Below are 19,361 nucleotides of genomic sequence, written 5' to 3' on the forward strand. Positions count from 1 at the left end.
TTCACTCGTCGCCGTTGACAATCGGTTCGAGCTCATCGGGAGCGAAATACAGGTAGCGGCCGTACCATTCGTGCAGATCGGCCGCCGGATCGTCCTCGATTACCACCCCGACATGCGTTTCGCCGTCGACGTCGGCGTGCACCGAAGTGACGCGCGCCGCCCTGCCCTCGTAGAACAGGTCGTGGGCGTCGGCGCGTCGCGTCGGGCGCAACCGAACCCGGCTGCCCTGCCGCACCAGCACCCCGGCGATCGGGACCGCGTCGGACTCCGGGCGCACCGCGCCGTCGGCCGCCGGATCCCACCAGCTCATGCCCTCGGGCACCTCGGGAACCAGGTGCGGCGTCGGCTCACGGCACAGCCCGTGCAGGTCGTGCATGGCCTCGGGCGTCATGCGATCGCAGCGGTCGATGATCTCGGCCGCTCTCGGGTCGGTGGCGCGGGCCCGTTCCTTTTCGTCGTCGGTGAGCGTCATGACGCGCAGGGTGAGGATTTCGTCGATCTCGGTGGAGTCGAACAGCTGGCCCGCGCTCTGCTCGGCGATCTCTGGATGGTCGTAGAGGATGATCGGTGACACCAGGACAACGTCGTTGTGGCCGGGCGGCCCGGCCAACACCGGGAAACAGCGGTGCTGGGTGCAGTGTTCGACGGCCGTCGCGGCGCCGGGTTCGGGGTCGAGGAGCGAGACGAACTCGCCGCCGTCGAGTTCGGCGATCACGTGGGCGCCGAGCATGGAGCGGGCGGTGGCGTCGTCCGAGCTGGTGGCTGCGCCGCCGCTGTTGCGCAGCCGTATTCCGACGCGTCGATAGTCGCCCTCGGGGGCGACGGTCAATTCGAGCGTGCCCTCGATCGGTGCTCGGGTGCGCACCACCACGCCCGCCGTCGATCCCGGAATCGGTTCGACCGCCTGCCAGCCCGGTACTTCGATCGGCATCGTCGTATTCACCAATGACCAAGGGCCACAGGGGATTTCGCATTCGGTGGCTTCGTCCCAGCTGACCCATCGGCGACCGTCGGCAATCAGTTCGGCGCGCGCGGTTCCGTCCAGTTCGACCGTTCGGCGCTGCAATTGCAGGAACCGCGCGGTGAGCGTGATCCGCGTGGCACCGGACGTGCGGACAAGGCATTCGGCGGCCAGCGAATCGTCCTCACCGAATCCGGCCGCGGCCGCGCCGCGCGGGCCGAGCACACCGAACTGCCAGCGGGACTGGTTTTTTCGGGCGTCCGACCGGTAGGGGTACAGCAGATACCCCTCGTACAGTACGGCGTCGGCGACGGCGCGGGCACGGGTCATGGCGGCGTTCACGGCGCGGACTCCTCGGTGAGAAGTTTCGCGACAGCGTCGTCGAATCCGAGCAACCCGTGCGAAGACTTGTAGGTGGCCAGCGCTTCGACATTCTCCCGGCGCAACCGCACCCAGCCGGAATTCGGATAGTGGGCGTCCATGAGATCGCGCCATACGGCGACCGGCATGTCGTATTTGTCCTCGCGGTCCCATGGCACCTGCTGAACCGCGAAACCCGTTTCCCCTCTGATGAATACGGTGCCGCTGAACAGGAAGATCAGGGGTACGGTGCCCTCGCGCAGGGCGTGTAGGTACTTCGATCCGGTGACCTCGAAGTCGTAGGTGCACGGCATCGGCAGTTCCACCTCGGCGCCGCCGGAGAAGCCGGGCACCATGGTGGCACAGTGCATCCAGGTGAACGACTTATGTGTTTCGTGCCAGCGTTCGCGCGGGCCGAAAAGGTCCAGCAGCCCCGCGCCTTCGGCGTCGGAGTAGCCGCGCCGGAAGGGTTCGATTCGCACCTGGGCGCGCAGCGCGATCGCGTGCACCGGCTCCTCGGCCAGCGCGGCGATGCCGATGCGCGCCGACAGATTCGGGGTGACCGCGTACGGTTCCGGCCGCACCTCGAGCACCGCAAAGGTCATCGCATAGGCCGGGCTCATCGCGCCACCTCCGGCCGGGCCCGAGCCGACATCGTGGTGAAGAATTCCGCGATGTAGTCCCTGGCCTCCTTGCCGCCATCGAATCCGCGCCACAGCATCCGCATCCGTCCGACGAACTCGTAGCAGGCATCGATCGGCAGCAGCAGGACCGCACCGGGACCGCCGCGTTCGGGCATCCGGATGAGCAGGGCCTCGACATCCGGTGCGAGCCGGTCGAGTTCGGGATGGCGATCCAGCATCGCCCGCCAATCCCGCAGCGGCAGTTCGGATTCGGTAGCCCCTGCCGGTCCCGGATAGAACGCGACAGTGCGTCCGAGCGCCGAATTGACGAAGAAGAACGCCAGGCCGACCGGGATGTCGAGGGCGTCCCATTCGCCCTGACCGATCGCACAGTCGGGGAACGAGACGTAGTGGTCGGGCACTGCCCGGTAGCGCAGCTCGGCATGCTGATCGGTGAACAGCAGATAGCAGCCCACGCATACGCACATCAGCTGCCTGCCTTCGATATCCACCACATGCCGGTGCTGTGCACCGACCGGTTCGGCGCACATTTCGCACCGCTCTCCGGCCGCCGCCGGCGGGGACGGATCGGTCGCGATACGACGCAGTGCGCGCAGGCCCTGGTTCATCCGCGGACCTCCGCAGGCACCGCCACCGAGATCTCACCGGACCGCACGAGCACGGGCAGCGGCTCGAGATGTCCCTCGCCGTCCAGCCGCGTTCCGGCGTGCACCACGTCGAAATGGGCCAGGCATCCCGGACAGCGCAGCACCGCCGAGTCGGCCGGGGCCCCCATCCTGCGGTGCAGCGCGGCCCCCGCCATCGAACGCCCACAGGCCGCGCAGCGGTCGCGATAGACGAACAGATCCGCACCGACCCTGCAGGCCAGCACCGGCACATCGGCCACCGTGAAACCGCCGACCTCGCCTGCCGCCAAGTCCGCGAGCTCGGGGACCGAGATCCAGCTGCCCGCGGGCGGATCAGCGGTGTGTACCCGCGCGAACAGCGCGTCGGCCGGTATCACGCCCGCCTGCGGCTGTGCCGCTGCGGCGACCACCTCGATAGCCTCGATTTCCGGTGCGGCCGCACGCACCGCGTCCTCCACCGCCAGTTCCAGCGTCACCGACGATGACGGGCACGTGCGACAGCTGCCGGACAGCTCGAGCCGCACGACACCGTCGGCGACATCGATGAGCGTCACATCGCCGCCGTGCGAGCCGAGGTACGGGCGGACGCTGTCCAGCGCCGTCGCTACCCTCGTTCGCACGTCGTGCGGGTGCAGGCCGTGCACCAACAGCAGGCTCGCGACCAGATCGTCGCGGGTCAACTCCTCGACGATCCGGTCGTCCAGCCCGGCGACGATCCGGCCGAATGCCGCGCCGTAGAGGTCGACGACCTCACGCACGAGACGCTCGGCGCGCTCGCGCGCCACCGGGCCGCCTGCCGAACAGGCATCCAGCAGGGTGTCGATCCGATCACCCGCGCCCCGCCACTGGTTGTCGTCCATCGGTCTGGCTCGCTGCTGCGGGCGATCATCCACGCTGTGCCTCCAGTCGTCGGCCCGACCTGTCATTCCGCGGTGAGCGCCTGCGTGGGTGAATGCACCTTGTCCAGGGTTACGCCGTTGCCCAGATACATGTGCACCCCGCAGGGTAGGCACGGATCGAAGCTGCGCACCGTGCGCATGATGTCGATGCCCTTGAAGTGCTCCCGGTCGTTCTCCTCGAAGATCGGCTGGCCCTGTACCGCGTCCTCGTAGGGCCCCGGCGTACCGAAGGAGTCACGCGGACTGGCGTTCCACGGCGTCGGCGGATACGGGTGGTAGTTGGCGATCTTGCCGTCCCGGATGACCATGTGGTGCGACAGCACACCGCGCACCGCCTCGGTGAAACCACAGCCGATGCCCTCGTCGGGCACCTCGAAGTGCTCCCACGTCTTGGTGTTGCCCGCCCGGATCTCCCCGAGCGCCTGCTCGGCGAAATGCAGCGCGCACGCCGCCGCGTAGGCCTGGAAGTAGGTCCGCGCCCGGTTGCGTTCGATCGTGTTGCTGCCGTGCGCCGGAATCTTCCATTCCAAGGTGACCGGGCCCTTCAACGCGGTCTTGGGCAGGTTGATCTGCACGCTGGATCCGGTGGATTTGACGTAACCGATGTCCACCAGCCCGGCCAGCGCCGTCACCCACAGGCGAGCCAGCGGCCCACCGCCGGTGTCGAGCGCGAGATGGTCCTTGCCGTCGAACCAGCGGGGCGACATCACCCAGCTGTACTTGTCGTCCAGATCGCGCTTATGCGGTTTGGGGTTGGTGTGCTGATTCCACGGATGGCGCCGGTCGATCGGATTGCCGAGCGGATCGGTCGTGACGAACATTTCCTGATCGGTCCAGTCCTCGTAATACGAACTGCCCAACAGGATCCGGAGGCCGAGATTGATGTCGACCAGCGAGGTGGTGATCAGCTTCCCGTCCACGACGACGCCGGGGTTGACGAACATCCGCCGACCCCACTGCTCCATATCCTTGTAGTCGAAGTTGCACACCGCGGGATCCTGGAACGATCCCCAGCAGCCGAGCAGTGTGCGGCGCAGCCCCACCTGCTCGTAGCCCGGCAGCGCCTCGTAGAAGAAGTCGAACAGGTCGTCGTGCATCGGCACGACCTTCTTCATGAACTCCACATACCGCATCAACCGCGACATGTAGTCGGTCATCAGCTGAATCGTCGCGACCGTGCCGACCCCACCGGGATACAGCGTCGACGGGTGCACGTGCCTGCCCTCCATCAGGGAGAACATTTCGCGTGTGTACCGGCTGACCTGCAGCGCCTCCCGATAGAACTCGCCGGTGAACGGATTGAGCGCCCGCATGATGTCGGCGACGGTGCGATAGCCGTGGTCACCGGCGTGCGGCGCCTCGGTGCGCTCGGCGAGTTCGAGCGCGCCCGGGTTGGTCTCGGCGACCATCTTCTCGCAGAAGTCCACCCCGACCAGGTTCTCCTGGAAAATATTGTGGTCGAACATGTACTCGGCGGCCTCACCGAGGTTGACGATCCACTCGGCGATGGGCGGTGGTTTGACCCCGTAGGCCATGTTCTGGCAGTAACACGAACAGGTCGCGTGGTTGTCACCACAGATGCCGCAGATGCGGCTGGTAATGAAGTGCGCGTCGCGCGGGTCCTTGCCCTTCATGAAAATCGAATAGCCGCGGAAGATCGACGAGGTGCTGTGGCACTCGACCACCTCGCGACTTTTGAAGTCGATCTTGGTGTAGATGCCCAGACTGCCGACGATACGGGTGATCGGGTCCCAGGCCATCTCTACCAGGGCGTCGGGTTCGATCTTGCGAAGCGACGGATCGGGAATGATCTCTGTCATCGAAATATCTCCCTACCAGGTGCGTGTCGCGCCGGATTCGAGCTTCCCGCCCTTGTGCCGCCAGCGCGGTTCCTTGTCGACGGTGCGGCCGGTGATGTGGCGAAGACTGCGGATCACCGACCCGTACAGCCCGGAAGCGGTCGAGGAGATCTTGCCGCCCGGCGGTTCGTCCATGAACGGCATGAACTTGTCCGGGAATCCCGGCATCGTGCAGCCGATGCAGATGCCACCCACATTCGGGCACCCGCCCACGCCGTTGACCCAGCCGCGCTTGGGCACATTGCACTTGACGACCGGACCCCAACAGCCCAGCTTCACAATGCATTTCGGTGATCCGTACTCTTCGGCGAAATCACCCTGCTCGTAGTAGCCCGCTCGGTCGCAACCTTCGTGCACGGTGGCGCCGAACAACCACTTCGGGCGCAGCGCATCGTCGAGCGGGATCATCGGCGCCTGGCCGGTGGCCATATAGAGAAGGTATGTAAGGGTCTCGGACAGATTGTCGGGCTGGATCGGACAGCCGGGCACGCAGACGATCGGAATGCCCGCTTTGCTCTTCCAATCCCAGCCGAGGTAGTCCGGGACACCCATCGCGCCGGTCGGATTTCCCGCCATGGCGTGGATACCTCCGTACGTCGCGCAGGTGCCTACGGCGACCACTGCGGTCGCCTTGGGCGCCAGCCGATCGAGCCATTCGCTCGTCGTCATCGGCTGACCGGTCGCAGGATTGTTGCCGAAGCCGCACCAATAACCCTCGTCGTGCAGCTGCTCGTTGGGGATCGATCCCTCGACGACCAGAACGAACGGATCCAGTTCGCCCCGATCTCCCTTGAAGAACCACTCCAGGAAATCGTCCGCGCCACCGGTCGGACCGCATTCGAAATCGATGAGCGGCCAATGCACGGCAATCTTCGGTAAACCGGGGAGTGATCCGAGTGCGATCTCTTCGATGCTCGGCTGGGTGGCGGCGGTGAGGGCCACCGAATCGCCGTCGCAGCTGAGTCCCGCATTGATCCAGAGGACGTGGATCAGGGTTTCTTCGGCTTTTACTGCTTCCTGAGTTGGCATCGGACTGCCACCTTCCGCAGCGGGGGCACGCGGATACGGTCAGCTTTAACAACGCATCCGCGCGTGACTCTGATCACATGAGTCTAGGTCTGAGAGCGAATGGCTTTCAAGGCTTCGGTATGCCGGATGTTAGCCGTGCGTTGAGCCAGCCGTACCAGTGAGCCAGTCCATCGCCGGTGGTCGCCGATACCGGAACGATCGTTACGCCGGGATTCACCGACCGCGCGTATTCCGCGCATCGCTCCAGGTCGAAGTCCACATAGGGCAGCAGATCGGTTTTGTTGATCAGCACCAGCTCCGCCGCGGCAAACATGTGCGGGTATTTCAACGGCTTGTCGGTGCCCTCGGTGACCGAGACGATCACGACCTTGCCCGCCTCGCCGAGATCGAACAATGCCGGACAGACCAGATTGCCCACATTCTCCACGAACAGCAGGCTGTCCGGCGCCGGCTCCAGCGCGTCGAGAGCGCGTCGCATCATGTCGGCATCGAGATGGCAGCCCGCGCCGGTATTTACCTGCACGACCTTGCAGCCGGTTGCTTCGATGCGCTGCGCATCCAGCACAGTGGCCTGATCGCCTTCGATGACGGCCACCGGAACCGAGTCGAGTTCGCGGATCGTCCGCTCGATCAGGGTGGTTTTCCCCGCGCCGGGCGAACTGGTCATATTCAGCGCCAAGATTCCGCGTTCACGCAATCGCGTACGGTTCGCCGCGGCGAGCTCGTCGTTCTTGGCGAGCACCTTCTGTTCGAGGGTCAGCGTGGTCAGAGCGTGTTCGTGGGAGTGCTCGTGTTCATGCCCGGGACCATGCTCATGGTGGCCATGATCGTGCGGGTGATCGCGGTCTTGGTGTCCGACGGTGATCACAGCGACCCCGTCGCCCTCGCATCCGCAGGTTGCGCACATTGCTCACTCACCTCCATCGATACGATTCGAAGTTCCCGCCCCGCAGTGATCTCGACATCGGCGCTGCCGCAACTGCACAGCACGATGAGGTCGGGCAGAAGGAATTCCGCCCCGCAGTTCCGGCAACGCGCTGTCCCCTCGACAATGCGCAGGTTCAGCCGTGCTTCCTCGGCGAGTGTTCCCTCGGTGGCAAGCTCGAAACAGAACTGCATGGACTCGGGCACCACAGCGCACAGCGCACCTACCTCGACCGTCACGTCGTGCACCACGCGCCCTTGCGCATGCTCGCAGACGGCGTCGACAAGGTACTGGGTTATAGCCATTTCATGCATCCCGACCTCGCCTTTCGACAAGCCCTGGGATGAATCCTACGCCGCGGGGGACCTCGCCTCGGCAATAATCTGCCGCCGGGCCGTTGCTACTGGCTCGCCTTGTTCCTCCAACTCGGCGCTGCCATTTTGCCGGATGAACCAGGCGTTGCGGACCTCGGCTATCGCCTTGCCGGATGACGCCGCGAGCATTGTCGTGATCGACGAGGTGTATGAGCCGCAAGGATTTTCTGGATCTGCCGATGGGGACCCGAAGATCTGCTGCGCGCGTGGCAGTGACGACGTGCTGTCCCGGCTTCTCGTCAGTGAGAATCAGGCTTTTGCGAGACCACCCGCTCGAGGGCGCGCAGGTCTGCATCCAGCTTGCGGAACAACCAATAAGCGGCGACGAACGCGAGCCCGGAGGCCGCGCACAACCCCAGAACCGAGTCGCGCACAAGCGGAAGCTCCTCGGGTTCGAGGGCGGTGAAGCCGGCCAGCACCCCGACCAGCGGCACCGACGCCGTCACCGCAAGATAGGCCGTGAGTCTGCGACGCAGCGCACGCAGATAGGCGGCGTCGTGCACCGATGCGGGGCCGTGGCGCAGGTAGATGGGATAGACGCAGCGGACGACGTAGAAGGTGGAAAGGAAGAATGTATAGGCAACGGAGATGGTGCCCGCCACCAGAACGGTTGCCGCGGCATGGACTATCAGCCGCGCCGGTAGGTCGGTGAACCAGCGAAGCAACATCACCCCCGTCACGGTTGCGCAAACCGCGAACAGCAGCGTGTTCATCGCGCACAGGTCGCCCCAAAACAGTGTGCGCGACCGCACCCGCGCGAGCACTGCCTCGTCGTAGCGTCTGCCGGCGCGCAAGCCGCGAGGAACCGCGAGCAAATCACGCGACATGTATGCGTAGATGAAAATGGCAGGCGGCGAGGCGCAGAGGATGAAAACGATGACACCCTTGTCCAGCTGCGAGTTGGTGGCATCGGAGAGCTGCTCTCTGATCAGTTCCTGGACGTGCACAGCCATGTAGACCGTAGCCAAGGTGACGCCGACCAGCGAAGATAGCCACAGGATGGGGGTGGGCCAGCGCGAAAGTCGGGCCCGCCAACTGTTCGGCGGCGGATAAACAAGGTCGCGGGCCAGTTTCTCGAGGCACAAGTCGAACTGCTGGGCCAATTCCGAACCGCAGGAGTAGCGGTCTTCGCGGTCGGGCGACAGACACTTCAGCAGCACTCGGCGCAACGCCGCGGGGCAATCCGGCGGAAGCTCCGATAGGAACGTCGACTCGACAGGGTTGCGCCGCAGTTCGAGCATGCGGGCCAGCGATGTCTCCGACTCGCCTGCGGAGGTTTCGTCCGCGAATGGTCGATGTCCCGTGAGCAACTCCCACAGCATGACAGCCAGCGCGTAGATGTCGCTTCGAGTATCGAGGTCGGCGGCGGTCACCGGGAGGTCCGGATGGCAGGCTTCGAGCTGTTCGGGCGACATGTACGCCAGTGATCCGCCGAAGTACGCCAGGGGACTTGTGCCCTTGAGGTGTTTGCTGGAGCTGACATTGAAGTCGGCCAGCTTCGGGATTCCCTCGGCGCTCAGCAGCACGTTCGCGGGTTTGATGTCTCGATGCAATACTCCTCGGTCGGACGCGTGCTGCAGTGCGTCCGCGAGTCGGCGGCCCAGCCAGGCGACGGTCTCCGGCCACGTCAGTGCGGCGGTCCGGGTCCGAACAGCTGATTCCGTGGGCCGAACCTCGCCCTTATCGGCAAGTACCTTGTCGATGGCATCGAGCAGCAGTTGCCCGCTGCGGTATTCCGGAGGCGTCGAGCGCTGTAGGCGCAGCACGTCGAGCAGTGTTCCCCCGGGTAGGTACTGCATGTACAGCAGCTTCAGCTCGCCGTCGGCGATGAGTCGCTGGTCGAAGATGCGCACGATGTATTCGTGGTCCAGTTGCGCGAGGGTCTGCGGCTCGTTGCCGTGGTTATGGGAAATCTTGACCGCGACCAGTCGCTGCATTGATTGTTGTCGAGCGAGATACACCTGGGCGAAGGCGCCGGCGCCGATCCTCATCAGGAGATCGAAATCGTCGATATGGTGGCCGACATCGATGGCGTCGAGAACCATTTGGGCACTTGGACGAGCAATCATCGTGCTGCGGTAGTCGCTCGTGAGCTGTGCGAGCTCAGGACCGGCCGCCGTGGCGGCCTCGGCGAGGGTAGCCTCATCGGCTGCGGGCGAACCGCGGCGCAGTGCGTGGAACTCCTCGTAGACCAGCTCGGCCGGAAGCGGACCATCTTGCAGCTCCGCAAATTCCGCACGGTATTCGATCAGTCGTTTGGGAAAGTGATAACGAAGCCAGCGGTATTCGAGATCGATCTTGATCAGTTCGATCAGTATCGTATGCCGCTCAGCCGGTTCACGAGGCAGGTACTCCGACAGGTCTGGTGGGGAACCGGACGCCCAAGCCTTGGAAAACCGTGCCACCACGGCGGCAAGCGCTGTGCGGGTTCGCTCAGCTGGATCGACCAGATCGGTCGGCTCGTACATCGGTCGCTCGGAGATCAGCGCCAGCCGCTCAGCCGGCGGCTACGCGCGATGCGGCCCATGTCGTAGTTGCCCCACATTATTTCCTTTCCGTCGAACCTCCCTGCCCAAGGGTATCGCCCTCACCAGATGGGGCCTGTGGGTCGCGACCTCCGATTGTTTGTTCTCACAAATAGAGAATTACAATACCGAAAATGAGAATCCTGCTATTTCGACGGGCCACTCGGGAGGGGATGTGGAACGACCGGGCCTGACCCGCCGCGAGCGCCGCATCATCACCGTCGCCAGCGTGGGCGCTCGGCGACTCGGCGCCGCCGTTGCGCACCCATGTGAGCTCGGCGCTGCATTCCGGAGACATCACCAAGGGCGAGATGTCATGCGGCAGTTCGCGGTGCACGGCTTCGCGAAGGGCGAGGCGCTGCAGGATGCCGTTGAACACGCGTGGGCCACCAGGCTCGAACACGTGGACCGGTGAACCGCCGCCACAGCAGGTCATCGTTGACGGCGATGTCCGTTGGCGCGCAGTGCGGGCGGCAGATCGGTACCAGCGGATGCCAGTAGCCGTCGGCCTGCGGTGATCGAGGACCGCATCCTCGGCCGCGGGAGCCTGGGCTGTCCGCAGGTCGGGCCCTGTTCGGAGGCGTTGGCGCGTGATTTCGTGTGCACGAATCCAGGAAAGTGCCTTCCCCTGCGACGTACCATCGATTAATGTGTCGTTGTATAGCGGTACGTTAATTGAGGGGAAGATAGCTCATGGAGATCGCGACGAAGTTCTGGACGGTGCGTCGTATGGTGGTCGCGACGCTGTTCAGCATCATGCTGGTGCTACTGACGATCGCCTCGCCGCACCTCTTCGCGGCCTCGGCCGGGCCGCGGGATTCGCACAGTCCCGGGGGTGGTCACGGCTACGGATCGGGAACGCGCCCAAACAGCAATGACCACAGTCAGCGCAACAGCGGTTACGGCTACGGAGCGCGCTCCAACAGCGACGGCCACGATCAGTACCGGGGCCGCACCGAGAATCCCTGCCAGTACACCCCAACGGGGACGTGCGGAGCGCGCTGACAATGAGGTCGGCGTGCTACCTGGCTCGCCATTGGTTCTGGATCGCAGCGGGCAACTCGTCGACCTCGTCGAGCCGCCAGCCCGGGAAGTAGCGGACCGACAACGGGAACACTGCAATCGGAGAAACCGAGTGCCCGGCAGCTCATCGCGACGGGGTCCCGTCCTCGGCCAACAGAGCACGGCCGTTGCCGACTTGGCCGGCCCACAAATCAGGGGACTGTCAGATAGTTCATCTGACAGTCCCAACATCCAGCCGTCTGCCGAGGTCTGAAGATGGACCGAGCGCGGCGTTTCGCCTGCACGGCGCGAACTCCGACGCCACGGTGCTATGCGCGCGGCTTCGTCCGGTCATATCCATCCTTGCAAGGTTCTGACCTCCGACAAGCGGGTGAACTCGGCGGCTGGGGAAGTCGGCGGGGCCGGAGCTGGAACGGGTGATTCGCGTCCGCACGGGCCGTGAACAGGGCAAACTATCCGGTGGACTCTCGCGGTCTCACGGTAGGGCTGACCATAGACAGAAATTCCGGAGCTAGGAGGACGCGATGACTAGTTTTGCAAGCCAGCAGTGCATCTTCCAGATGTCGGAGACGAACCCGCGGGCGCAGCTGTTCGTTGATGGCGGCGCCGCTTACGCTTTCTTGATGTACCGGGATATCCAAGACGGCCGGTATGATCGCATCCCCGCGCCGCCGGGCAAAGATGATCTGGTGTTGCACGTCGAGAAGGGGCTGCGGGTGACGATGTTCTCCGAGCCCGTGTTTTCCGGAGCCAAGACCGTAGTGGCAGCGGATCAGGGCAGACGTGTCAGGCAGTTGGTGGACCGCGCGGTGGTGAAGTCAGCGATCGTCGAATCGGTCTGACGCAGACCACCATCGCCGCACCCACTCGTCATCGCTGTCGCCGGCCTCGCGCTGGCACTCGGCGGTGTAGCGGTGATCACGGTCAAAGGCGTGGCCGGCGGGTGTCGGTGCCCGGCTTGTGCGGGGATCAGAACATCGACTGATCGGTCGGGATCGGTTCGGGTGGGCGTCGTCGTGGCGAGGGCAGTGCCATCGCGAGTTCCCCCCGTCGGGCAGCCCGCCGCCACCGCTGTCCGGAGTCGATGGCACGCCGGATCTTGCGCACAGTGGGTACCTGTGTGAGCAGGTGTAGCTGATATCGCCACGGCATTTGTAGCCCGTGCCGAGCCGCCATCGCATAGGCGAACTGCACGGCGCTGCGGTCGAGATACCGGTCGGCGTGTTCGAACCAGATCATGCTGGTACGGGCGGCGGCCTGTATCGGGCGCAGCGCAGCGCGCCGCTGTGCATCGTAGTTCTCCAGCGCGTCGGCGACCTCGGCATGCTCGTACAGGTTCTGTGCGAGCACGACGGCGTCGACGATTGCCAACCGGGTGCCCGACCCGATGGTGAAGTGCGTTGTGTGCGCAGCATCGCCGAGCAGCACCACGTTGTCGTGATACCAGGTCTTGTTGGTTACCTCAGGAAAGCGGCTCCACCTTGCGAACTCGCCTCGTGTCTTGCTCATCAACGAGTGACCGTCGAGCAGGCGCGTGAATATGCTCTCCAGAACACGCAAGTTCTCCAGGTTGTCCAGGGAGTCGAATCCAAGTCCATGCCAAGTCTGCGGTTGGCACTCAACGATGCAGGTGCTGATTTTCTCGGCAACCGATGGGTAGGCGTGGAACCAGATCCAACCGGCCGGGGTGTGTTCGAAGGCGAAGGTAAATCGGGTGAAGACCTTGTCCGTACCGAGCCAGATATATCGATTCTCGCCGAGTGTGACGGACGTGCCGAAACGATGATTACCCAGCTGCCGTACCCGGCTGTTCGCGCCGTCGGAGGCGACGATGAGATCGGTGTCGTCGAAGCCGGACAGATCGTGGACCTCTCGCCCGTGCTGGACATCGACGCCCAGGTCGCTCGCCCGTCGGGAAAGTGCGTCGAGCAATGCCGCGCGCCCCATGCTGAACCCGTAGCCTCCGAAATGTGCGGTCTGGTCGTCTCGCACATGGATTGCCTGTTCACGCCATAGGACCGACCCGGCACGCACCGCCTGGGCGCTGTCGGGGTCATTTCGATACAGAATGTCGAGCAGGTCGTCCCAGTACACGACGCCCCAGCCATAGGTGGACCCGGGGGGATTGCGGTCGATCACCGTGATGTCATGGGCCGGGTCGCGCCGCTTCATCGAAATAGCAAAGTACAGCCCGGCCGGCCCGCCACCGACACACACAATCTTCATCTCGTCACCAGCTCCAGCCCGGTTGGTCGAACCTGGCGTCACATGATCGGTACTTCGATGCAACCGAGCCCGGCACGCTGTGCGTGTCCGGGCTCAGTCACCGGCGCTAGAAGCTGCCCCAGCCACCCCAGCCCCAGCCGGGTGGGTTCCACCAATTCCCCCAGCCGGGATTCCATCCCCAACCGCCGCCGTGACCCCAACCGCCGCCGTGACCCCAACCGCCGCCGCCCCAACCGCCGTGACCCCAACCCCCGCCGCCCCAACCGCCGCCGCCCCAACCGCCGCCGTGACCCCAACCGGGGCTGTCGACGAGTTGGGTTGCAGACTCGGGCGTCGTTGCGCGCGCGAAAGGCGCTTGCGCCGCGGCTGTGACAACCGGAATCGCAGCAACTGCGGCTATACCGGCGGCGGCCGCCAACCGGGCGAACTTCGTGTGTGAATTCTTTCTTTCGGTCATGATAGGGCTCCAGATGCTGTCCCGACCTGCTCGAATTCTACGCGGTTTCGCCGAACTCTAGAAGTCGCTGCGTTAACCCATCTATAATCTTCCGCCACATTCCACACCGCTGCCCAATCCGAGGCTGCTCGCGTACTCCATGGCGGAGGGAGCCGGTGGCGAAGGTCGCAAAGGGCGAACGAGTGTTGACGGTGCGGACCCAAGGTCATGACCAACTGGACTCACCCCATCGTGCTGGCCGAAAGCGCACCACCCGCCATAGCAACAGTCGCAGGGGCTTGCGCGAACGGGGCACCGATGTGAGCGGGAGCGTCGTCCGATCCTTCAACCGGCCGGGCCCTCGCGCGCCAACCGATTACCTCGACACCCAATAGTTCAGATCTAGATGAATACAGAAAAATATGTATCATCGGAGCGGTGGAAACCGCGCTGCAATTCGACGCGCTGGCCCGTTTCGGGCACGCGCTGTCCGACCCGACCCGCACCCAGATCCTGCTGAGCCTGCGGGCCGGGCCGGGATATCCATCGGAACTGGCCGACCGGATCGGGGTGTCACGGCAGATCTTGTCCAATCACCTGGCCTGTCTTCGTGGGTGCGGTCTGGTCGTCGCGGTCCCCGAAGGACGACGCAGCCGCTACGAGCTGGCCGATCCGCGCATCGCCGCCGCGCTCGAGGATCTGCTCGGGTTGGTGCTGGCCGTCGATCCGGCCTGCTGTCCGGTCTCCGACACCGAGGGGTGTTGCTGATGTCGGTGCCCTTGGGTTTGCCGTCGGCGGTTACGGTCCGGGGGCCGTCGCCGCAGCGGCGGAGGTTGCTGGCGCGGCGGATCCGGTGGTTCGTCGCGATGACGATCTCCTACAACGTGATCGAGGCGATCATCGCTCTCACCGAAGGGTCGCGGGTGTCCTCGACCGCGTTGATCGGGTTCGGGCTGGATTCGGTGATCGAGGTGTCCTCGGCGGCGGCGGTCGCCTGGCAGTTCGCCGGACGTGACCCCGCCGCGCGGGAGAGGATCGCACTGCGCGCCATCGCGTTCTCGTTCTTCGCGATCGCGCTCTATGTCAGCGTCGACTCGGTCCGCGGCCTGCTCGGCGTCGGCGAGGCCGAGCACTCGGCGATCGGGATCGGTTTGGCCGCAGCCAGTCTGGTGGTCATGCCCGTGCTGTCATGGGCGCAGCGGCGAGCCGGACGTGAACTCGGTTCCGCCTCGGCGGTCGCCGATTCCAAACAGACCCTGCTCTGCACTTATCTCTCGGCGGTGCTGCTGGTCGGTTTGCTGCTCAACAGCACCTTCGGATGGTCATGGGCCGACCCGATCGCGGCACTGGTCATCGCCGCCATCGCAGTCAGGGAAGGCGTCAACGCCTGGCGCGGGGACACCTGTTGCCCCACACCCACCAACACCGACACAGTCGGCCACGACTGCGACTGCTGTGACTGACCACCCGACTCCATCCGATCCGAAAGGACCTGCAGTGCCACGCATCTCGACTGCTGCACGCGCCCGCTATCACGAGGAAATGCAGGCCGCGAAAACCGTGCTCGACCCTGCACAACGGTGGGCTCACCTCGAACGAGCACATATCCTGTCCCAACCCGACCCCTGGCTGCACACCCGCAACCACTTCGCCATGTTCGCCCTCGCGGTCGGCCAACGCGACCGACGCGAAGCACTCGGCCAGATCATCCGGATCATCCTGGCCGCCCCCGGCTCACTGACCGGCCGCTACCCCGAAGGCAACACCGGCCGCGCCCAGGTCGGACTCCTCCAGTCCATGCCCACCCCACCCGACCTCGCCGCGCTGCTGCATCCTCGAGCGGCATAACCGCTGATCCAGGCGGACTCGACAATCTTGTGCACCTGTCGGACCTCGCTGGAATCCTCGACGCTCGAGCGCACGCCCGCGAATTGGCATGCGAGCGAGCGGGTCGTGCTCTGAACGAGATGGAATGGCACCAGCAGGTCCCGGATCTGCCGTACCGGCAGATCCGCCCGTGACAAACGCAGGCAAACGCGCGCCCGAGTCCGAGGTTCCCCCGCGGACCTGGGCGCCGTCAGGACTCCCAGTCCTCGTCTTTGCTGTTGACGGCCTTGCTCGGTGACGTGATTCTCGTCCGGCACGAACGCCGTGTGCGACGAGCGCATCCACCACGCGATTGTTCGGCTCAGCGATCTCCTCGGCCGAGTAGCCGAGTTCAGCCAGGACTGCCCGGAAGGAGGGGCGCTGGGACCATGCGGATACCACCTGCCGCGCGGTGTCGCGGGCCCGGTCGGGTTCGTCGTCGGCCACCACGGAAAGCCCCACCACGAGCAGCTTGTCCGGGCCGAGCACCTGGCCGTCGTGATCTGGTTGTGCCAGCAGCACTCCGGCGTCGACAAGTGTGAGCTCGAGGCGTGTCCCCGGTGGCCAGCCCAGTACGGCGAAGCTGACCTTGTCGAGGATGTGGCCCGCCTCGCTGACGGTGCACGTGCCGTAAACGACATCGGCGGTGCGTACCGCGTGAGTCGCGGTCTATGGGCCGTGGATGAGCTGTAGGCGAACGATTTTCGGTGACTCCCGTCGGTTGCTGTGAAGGGCTCAACCTCTCGGTGTGCGTGTTGTGCTCGGTGTCGGGCGTCTGACGGGTGCGATCTGTCTCCATACTTGGCGGTCGTTGTGGGCTTCGGTTCGGTTGGTTGCGGGTCTGTTCTCTGCGTCAAAGGTGTTGCGGCGTCCGCGGAATCGTCTGTCGAGTGCGGTGTGTGGTGGTGCCGGTCGCTGCAAGGTGGCGACCGCCACCGTGTTCACTGGTGTGCGGGGGAGGGTGCGCGGTTGGGTCGGTTGGTGAGTAGTGGGCGGGGCAGTCCCGAGCCAGCGGCCAAGTGCGTAGGACGTATGGGAACGGCCTATGCCCTCGATGCATCTTGCCACTTAGACGTATGTCTGTTTACAGCCGACCATGATGCCTGACGAACACCTCAGAATCATCGGTTTCACGTAGTGCTGCGCGGATGGGCTGTCCCGCCGCCGACTTCCGCGGCAGTCCGAATGAGGCAGCTTCTAGGCATGATGTGCGTGTCGGTGCGGGGGATGGATCGACAGCGAGTACGGTCTCTATCCGCAAGCGATGAAGTTGTCTCGCCGCCACCATGGATCGACCTGTACCAGAGGCTGTGCAGGAGGGCTCACGCAATGTCGCAGCATGTTTTGCTGCTCTGCAGCGCTGAGAACGGTCTTACCCGACGCGCGGCCGCCGCGCTGCGCAGGGCGGGACGGGTGGTTCGAACCGAAGTTGTCACCGGTTCCGGTGAGATGGATGCCGCGGTCGCTCCTGCGGATTTCGATCTCATCATCTGCCCGTATCTGAAATCCGCCGTCCCCGAGCACATCACCAGCCGCTGGACAACTCTGACCATCCATCCCGGTCCGGTCGGCGACCGTGGTCCGCACTCGCTGGATTGGGCGATAACGAATGCCGAACCGAGGTGGGGTGTCACGGCACTTACCGCAGTTTTCGAGATGGACGCGGGCCCGGTCTGGGCATTTCGTACTTTCCCGCTGCCCCGCGGTTGTACCAAGAGCGCCATATACAACACCGTCGTCGCCGATGCTGCTGTGGAATGCATTCTCGAAGCCTCCGATAAGGCATCCGATCCTCGATACGTGCCGGTTGATCAAACGGACGCGCCGCGAGAAATTCACGGCGCGCGCCCTAGGTCGGCGATGCGGCAATCCGACCGGGCCATCGACTGGGCCGGTGACGCCCATACGATCGCGCGCCGGATCAACGCCGCGGACGGCTCTCCGGGCGTTCTCACTACGCTGCACAGTCATCCCGTTTACGTGCACGACGCCCATCCCGGGATGCGCATCGGCCGAATCGGCGAGCCTGGAACTATCGTCAGTCGTGCTCACCACCGCATCGAAATAGCTTGCGGCACAGACACACTCTGGATCGGCCACCTCCGCGCGAAAGCCGCGTCGGACGGCTGCAAAGGCCCCGCGACCAATGTGCTGCGCCGGATCGGCTACCCGATCCTGACTGTTCCGCAAAACACCGCGGCCACGTACCGCGACATCCACTACCGCCGCGAAGGTAGCAGCCCGATTGCGACCATCACCATCGACGCCTACAACGGCGCATTCGACACCAGTTTCTGCCTGCGTCTCGCCGAGGCGATCCGTTTCGCGGGACGGCAGGGCACCGACGTGCTCGTCGTGCGCGGAACCAAAAGCAACCCGCACTGGTGCAACGGGATCCACCTCGGAGCCATCGAACATGCGGTCGATCCGGCCCGCGAAGGCTGGGCGAATATCACCGCAATCAATGCCGTGTGCCGCGTGTTGCTGGAGTGCACCTCGCAGGTCACCGTTGCCGCTCTCACCGGCTCGGCAGGTGCCGGTGGGGCGATGCTCGCCCTGGCCGCAGATGTCGTCGTGGCCCGGCGGCGCGTCTTGCTGAATCCGCACTATGCGACCCTCGGGCTCACCGGTTCCGAGCTACATACCTATACCCTGCCCCATCGGGTGGGGTCTGATCGTGCCCGTAAGCTGCTCACCGATTGTCCGAGCCTCGATACCGTCGAGGCTCACCGTGCGAATCTCATCGATTGTGTCGGTCCTGACAGCGAATTCGATTGCTGGCTCGACGACCTCGCCCGGGAGTACTGCCGCCCGACCGTGCGGGCTGCCGCCATGCGGGTCAAGTGTGCCCGGCTCAATGTCGACCTGCCTCCCGGCCGTATCGACGCGATCCTGACCGAGGAACTGGCGCAGATGTCGGCTGATCTTTTCGGCGACCGCCACGGATTCGCCGCACGACGGCATGCCTTCCTCCGCAAAATCCTGTAACCCGCCCCGGTTCGGGTCCACCGCAGCCAGTAGGGAATCCGCTTACCAGCCGCCACCACTGCCACTGGCGCGACGTCATCCTCATCGGACGCCGCAGCCCCGCCATCCAATTGCCTATCCAACACAGCAGGTTCTCGCCGAAGTGATCGCGGAGGAAGGCCAGGTCATCGGCGTCGCAGATCTTGTTGCCGATGACGGCGATACGGGTGGGTGAATCAATAGCTGGTTGTGGGTGCGGTGTCCGATCAACAGGGTGCGGTCGCCCGACGAGCAAGCTCACCTACCGCCGCAACCGATACGGGATGCGGAATTACCCACCCGCAGCGACGGCGGTGTGTCCGTCCTGAGCCGGTCGTGCCAGCACTCCAGGGGGGAGGCGGGTCAGCCCCGGGCGGGTGCCTGGTCGACAGTCGAGGGTGGCGAAGCCGAACTTGTCGAGGACGCGGCCGCCGTCGCCGAGGGAGCAGATCCCGTAGACGACATCACCGTTGGCAGGGCGCACCGTCCGGGCTGTCGGAAGGGGACCGTGGATGAGCTCCTGCAGCGGGGACTGGGGAGGGGTGACAGGCGAGATCATCGGGGACCACCCTCGCCAGCAAACCTCTCCGAGGGGGTAGAAA

At 64.8% G+C, this 19,361-nt stretch carries 20 protein-coding genes; 7 read left to right on the forward strand and 13 right to left on the reverse strand.

Going from position 1 to position 19,361, the window contains the following annotated elements:
* Window position 1: 1 nt before the first annotated feature.
* The 10 genes from OIE68_RS39525 to OIE68_RS39570 all read right to left on the reverse strand — a co-directional run bounded on the left by OIE68_RS39525 (window position 2) and on the right by OIE68_RS39570 (window position 10,581).
* Window positions 2-1,303: a hypothetical protein gene (locus OIE68_RS39525; RefSeq protein WP_419150628.1), complete on the reverse strand. Its 1,302-nt coding sequence runs from the start codon at window positions 1,301-1,303 to the stop codon at window positions 2-4.
* Complete coding sequence (locus OIE68_RS39530) at window positions 1,300-1,944, reverse strand: DUF6084 family protein (protein WP_327096002.1); 645 nt, start codon at window positions 1,942-1,944, stop codon at window positions 1,300-1,302. The genes OIE68_RS39525 and OIE68_RS39530 overlap by 4 nt, the downstream gene beginning before the upstream one ends.
* Complete coding sequence (locus OIE68_RS39535) at window positions 1,941-2,573, reverse strand: DUF5947 family protein (protein WP_327096003.1); 633 nt, start codon at window positions 2,571-2,573, stop codon at window positions 1,941-1,943. Before OIE68_RS39535 ends, OIE68_RS39530 begins: the two co-directional genes overlap by 4 nt.
* Window positions 2,570-3,451, reverse strand: coding sequence for a NifU family protein (locus tag OIE68_RS39540; RefSeq protein WP_327101981.1), 882 nt, complete (start codon window positions 3,449-3,451; stop codon window positions 2,570-2,572). Before OIE68_RS39540 ends, OIE68_RS39535 begins: the two co-directional genes overlap by 4 nt.
* 62 nt (window positions 3,452-3,513) lie before the next feature.
* Window positions 3,514-5,310, reverse strand: coding sequence for a nickel-dependent hydrogenase large subunit (locus OIE68_RS39545; protein WP_327096004.1), 1,797 nt, complete (start codon window positions 5,308-5,310; stop codon window positions 3,514-3,516).
* A 12-nt stretch (window positions 5,311-5,322) separates the two neighbouring features.
* The gene (locus OIE68_RS39550; protein WP_327096005.1) at window positions 5,323-6,378 is read right to left on the reverse strand and encodes a hydrogenase expression protein HypE; all 1,056 of its coding nucleotides are present in this window, start codon (window positions 6,376-6,378) and stop codon (window positions 5,323-5,325) included.
* 106 nt (window positions 6,379-6,484) lie between these two features.
* Window positions 6,485-7,285 carry a hydrogenase nickel incorporation protein HypB gene (hypB, locus tag OIE68_RS39555; RefSeq protein ID WP_327096006.1) on the reverse strand — a complete coding sequence of 267 codons (801 nt, stop codon included), beginning with the start codon at window positions 7,283-7,285 and terminating at the stop codon, window positions 6,485-6,487.
* Entirely contained in the window at window positions 7,243-7,617 is a 375-nt protein-coding gene (locus OIE68_RS39560; RefSeq protein WP_327096007.1) for a hydrogenase maturation nickel metallochaperone HypA, read from the reverse strand. The genes hypB and OIE68_RS39560 overlap by 43 nt, the downstream gene beginning before the upstream one ends.
* A gap of 299 nt (window positions 7,618-7,916) precedes the next feature.
* Window positions 7,917-10,145 carry a serine/threonine-protein kinase gene (locus OIE68_RS39565; protein WP_327096008.1) on the reverse strand — a complete coding sequence of 743 codons (2,229 nt, stop codon included), beginning with the start codon at window positions 10,143-10,145 and terminating at the stop codon, window positions 7,917-7,919.
* Window positions 10,146-10,308: 163 nt separating this feature from the next.
* Window positions 10,309-10,581 (reverse strand): hypothetical protein, encoded by a 273-nt coding sequence (locus tag OIE68_RS39570; protein ID WP_327096009.1) that lies wholly within the window; start codon window positions 10,579-10,581, stop codon window positions 10,309-10,311.
* Window positions 10,582-10,895: 314 nt separating this feature from the next.
* Here OIE68_RS39570 and OIE68_RS39575 point away from each other — a divergent pair, with 314 nt between their 5' ends.
* Together OIE68_RS39575 and OIE68_RS39580 are read left to right on the forward strand one after the other, a co-directional pair.
* Window positions 10,896-11,207 (forward strand): hypothetical protein, encoded by a 312-nt coding sequence (locus OIE68_RS39575; RefSeq protein WP_327096010.1) that lies wholly within the window; start codon window positions 10,896-10,898, stop codon window positions 11,205-11,207.
* A 578-nt stretch (window positions 11,208-11,785) separates the two neighbouring features.
* On the forward strand, window positions 11,786-12,067 hold the full coding sequence (locus OIE68_RS39580) for a hypothetical protein (protein WP_327096011.1): 282 nt from the start codon (window positions 11,786-11,788) through the stop codon (window positions 12,065-12,067).
* A 127-nt stretch (window positions 12,068-12,194) separates the two neighbouring features.
* Here OIE68_RS39580 and OIE68_RS39585 read toward each other — a convergent pair whose 3' ends face one another.
* Window positions 12,195-13,451, reverse strand: coding sequence for an FAD-dependent monooxygenase (locus OIE68_RS39585; protein ID WP_327096012.1), 1,257 nt, complete (start codon window positions 13,449-13,451; stop codon window positions 12,195-12,197).
* 106 nt (window positions 13,452-13,557) lie between these two features.
* Window positions 13,558-13,908: a hypothetical protein gene (locus OIE68_RS39590; RefSeq protein WP_327096013.1), complete on the reverse strand. Its 351-nt coding sequence runs from the start codon at window positions 13,906-13,908 to the stop codon at window positions 13,558-13,560.
* 417 nt (window positions 13,909-14,325) lie between these two features.
* On the opposite strand from OIE68_RS39590, the gene OIE68_RS39595 reads away from it, so the two are divergent.
* The 5 genes from OIE68_RS39595 to OIE68_RS39615 all read left to right on the forward strand — a co-directional run bounded on the left by OIE68_RS39595 (window position 14,326) and on the right by OIE68_RS39615 (window position 18,741).
* Complete coding sequence (locus OIE68_RS39595) at window positions 14,326-14,655, forward strand: ArsR/SmtB family transcription factor (protein WP_040701203.1); 330 nt, start codon at window positions 14,326-14,328, stop codon at window positions 14,653-14,655.
* Window positions 14,655-15,350 (forward strand): cation transporter, encoded by a 696-nt coding sequence (locus OIE68_RS39600; protein WP_327096014.1) that lies wholly within the window; start codon window positions 14,655-14,657, stop codon window positions 15,348-15,350. The genes OIE68_RS39595 and OIE68_RS39600 overlap by 1 nt, the downstream gene beginning before the upstream one ends.
* Window positions 15,351-15,384: 34 nt before the next feature.
* Complete coding sequence (locus tag OIE68_RS39605) at window positions 15,385-15,735, forward strand: DUF3703 domain-containing protein (RefSeq protein ID WP_327096015.1); 351 nt, start codon at window positions 15,385-15,387, stop codon at window positions 15,733-15,735.
* Window positions 15,736-16,038: 303 nt separating this feature from the next.
* Window positions 16,039-16,446: a hypothetical protein gene (locus OIE68_RS39610; protein ID WP_327096016.1), complete on the forward strand. Its 408-nt coding sequence runs from the start codon at window positions 16,039-16,041 to the stop codon at window positions 16,444-16,446.
* 636 nt (window positions 16,447-17,082) lie between these two features.
* The gene (locus OIE68_RS39615; RefSeq protein ID WP_327096017.1) at window positions 17,083-18,741 is read left to right on the forward strand and encodes an enoyl-CoA hydratase-related protein; all 1,659 of its coding nucleotides are present in this window, start codon (window positions 17,083-17,085) and stop codon (window positions 18,739-18,741) included.
* A 310-nt stretch (window positions 18,742-19,051) separates the two neighbouring features.
* Here OIE68_RS39615 and OIE68_RS39620 read toward each other — a convergent pair whose 3' ends face one another.
* On the reverse strand, window positions 19,052-19,318 hold the full coding sequence (locus OIE68_RS39620; RefSeq protein WP_327096018.1) for a hypothetical protein: 267 nt from the start codon (window positions 19,316-19,318) through the stop codon (window positions 19,052-19,054).
* Window positions 19,319-19,361 lie beyond the last annotated feature (43 nt).

It is taken from the genome of Nocardia vinacea, from assembly GCF_035920345.1.
GTDB lineage: Bacteria > Actinomycetota > Actinomycetes > Mycobacteriales > Mycobacteriaceae > Nocardia > Nocardia vinacea_A.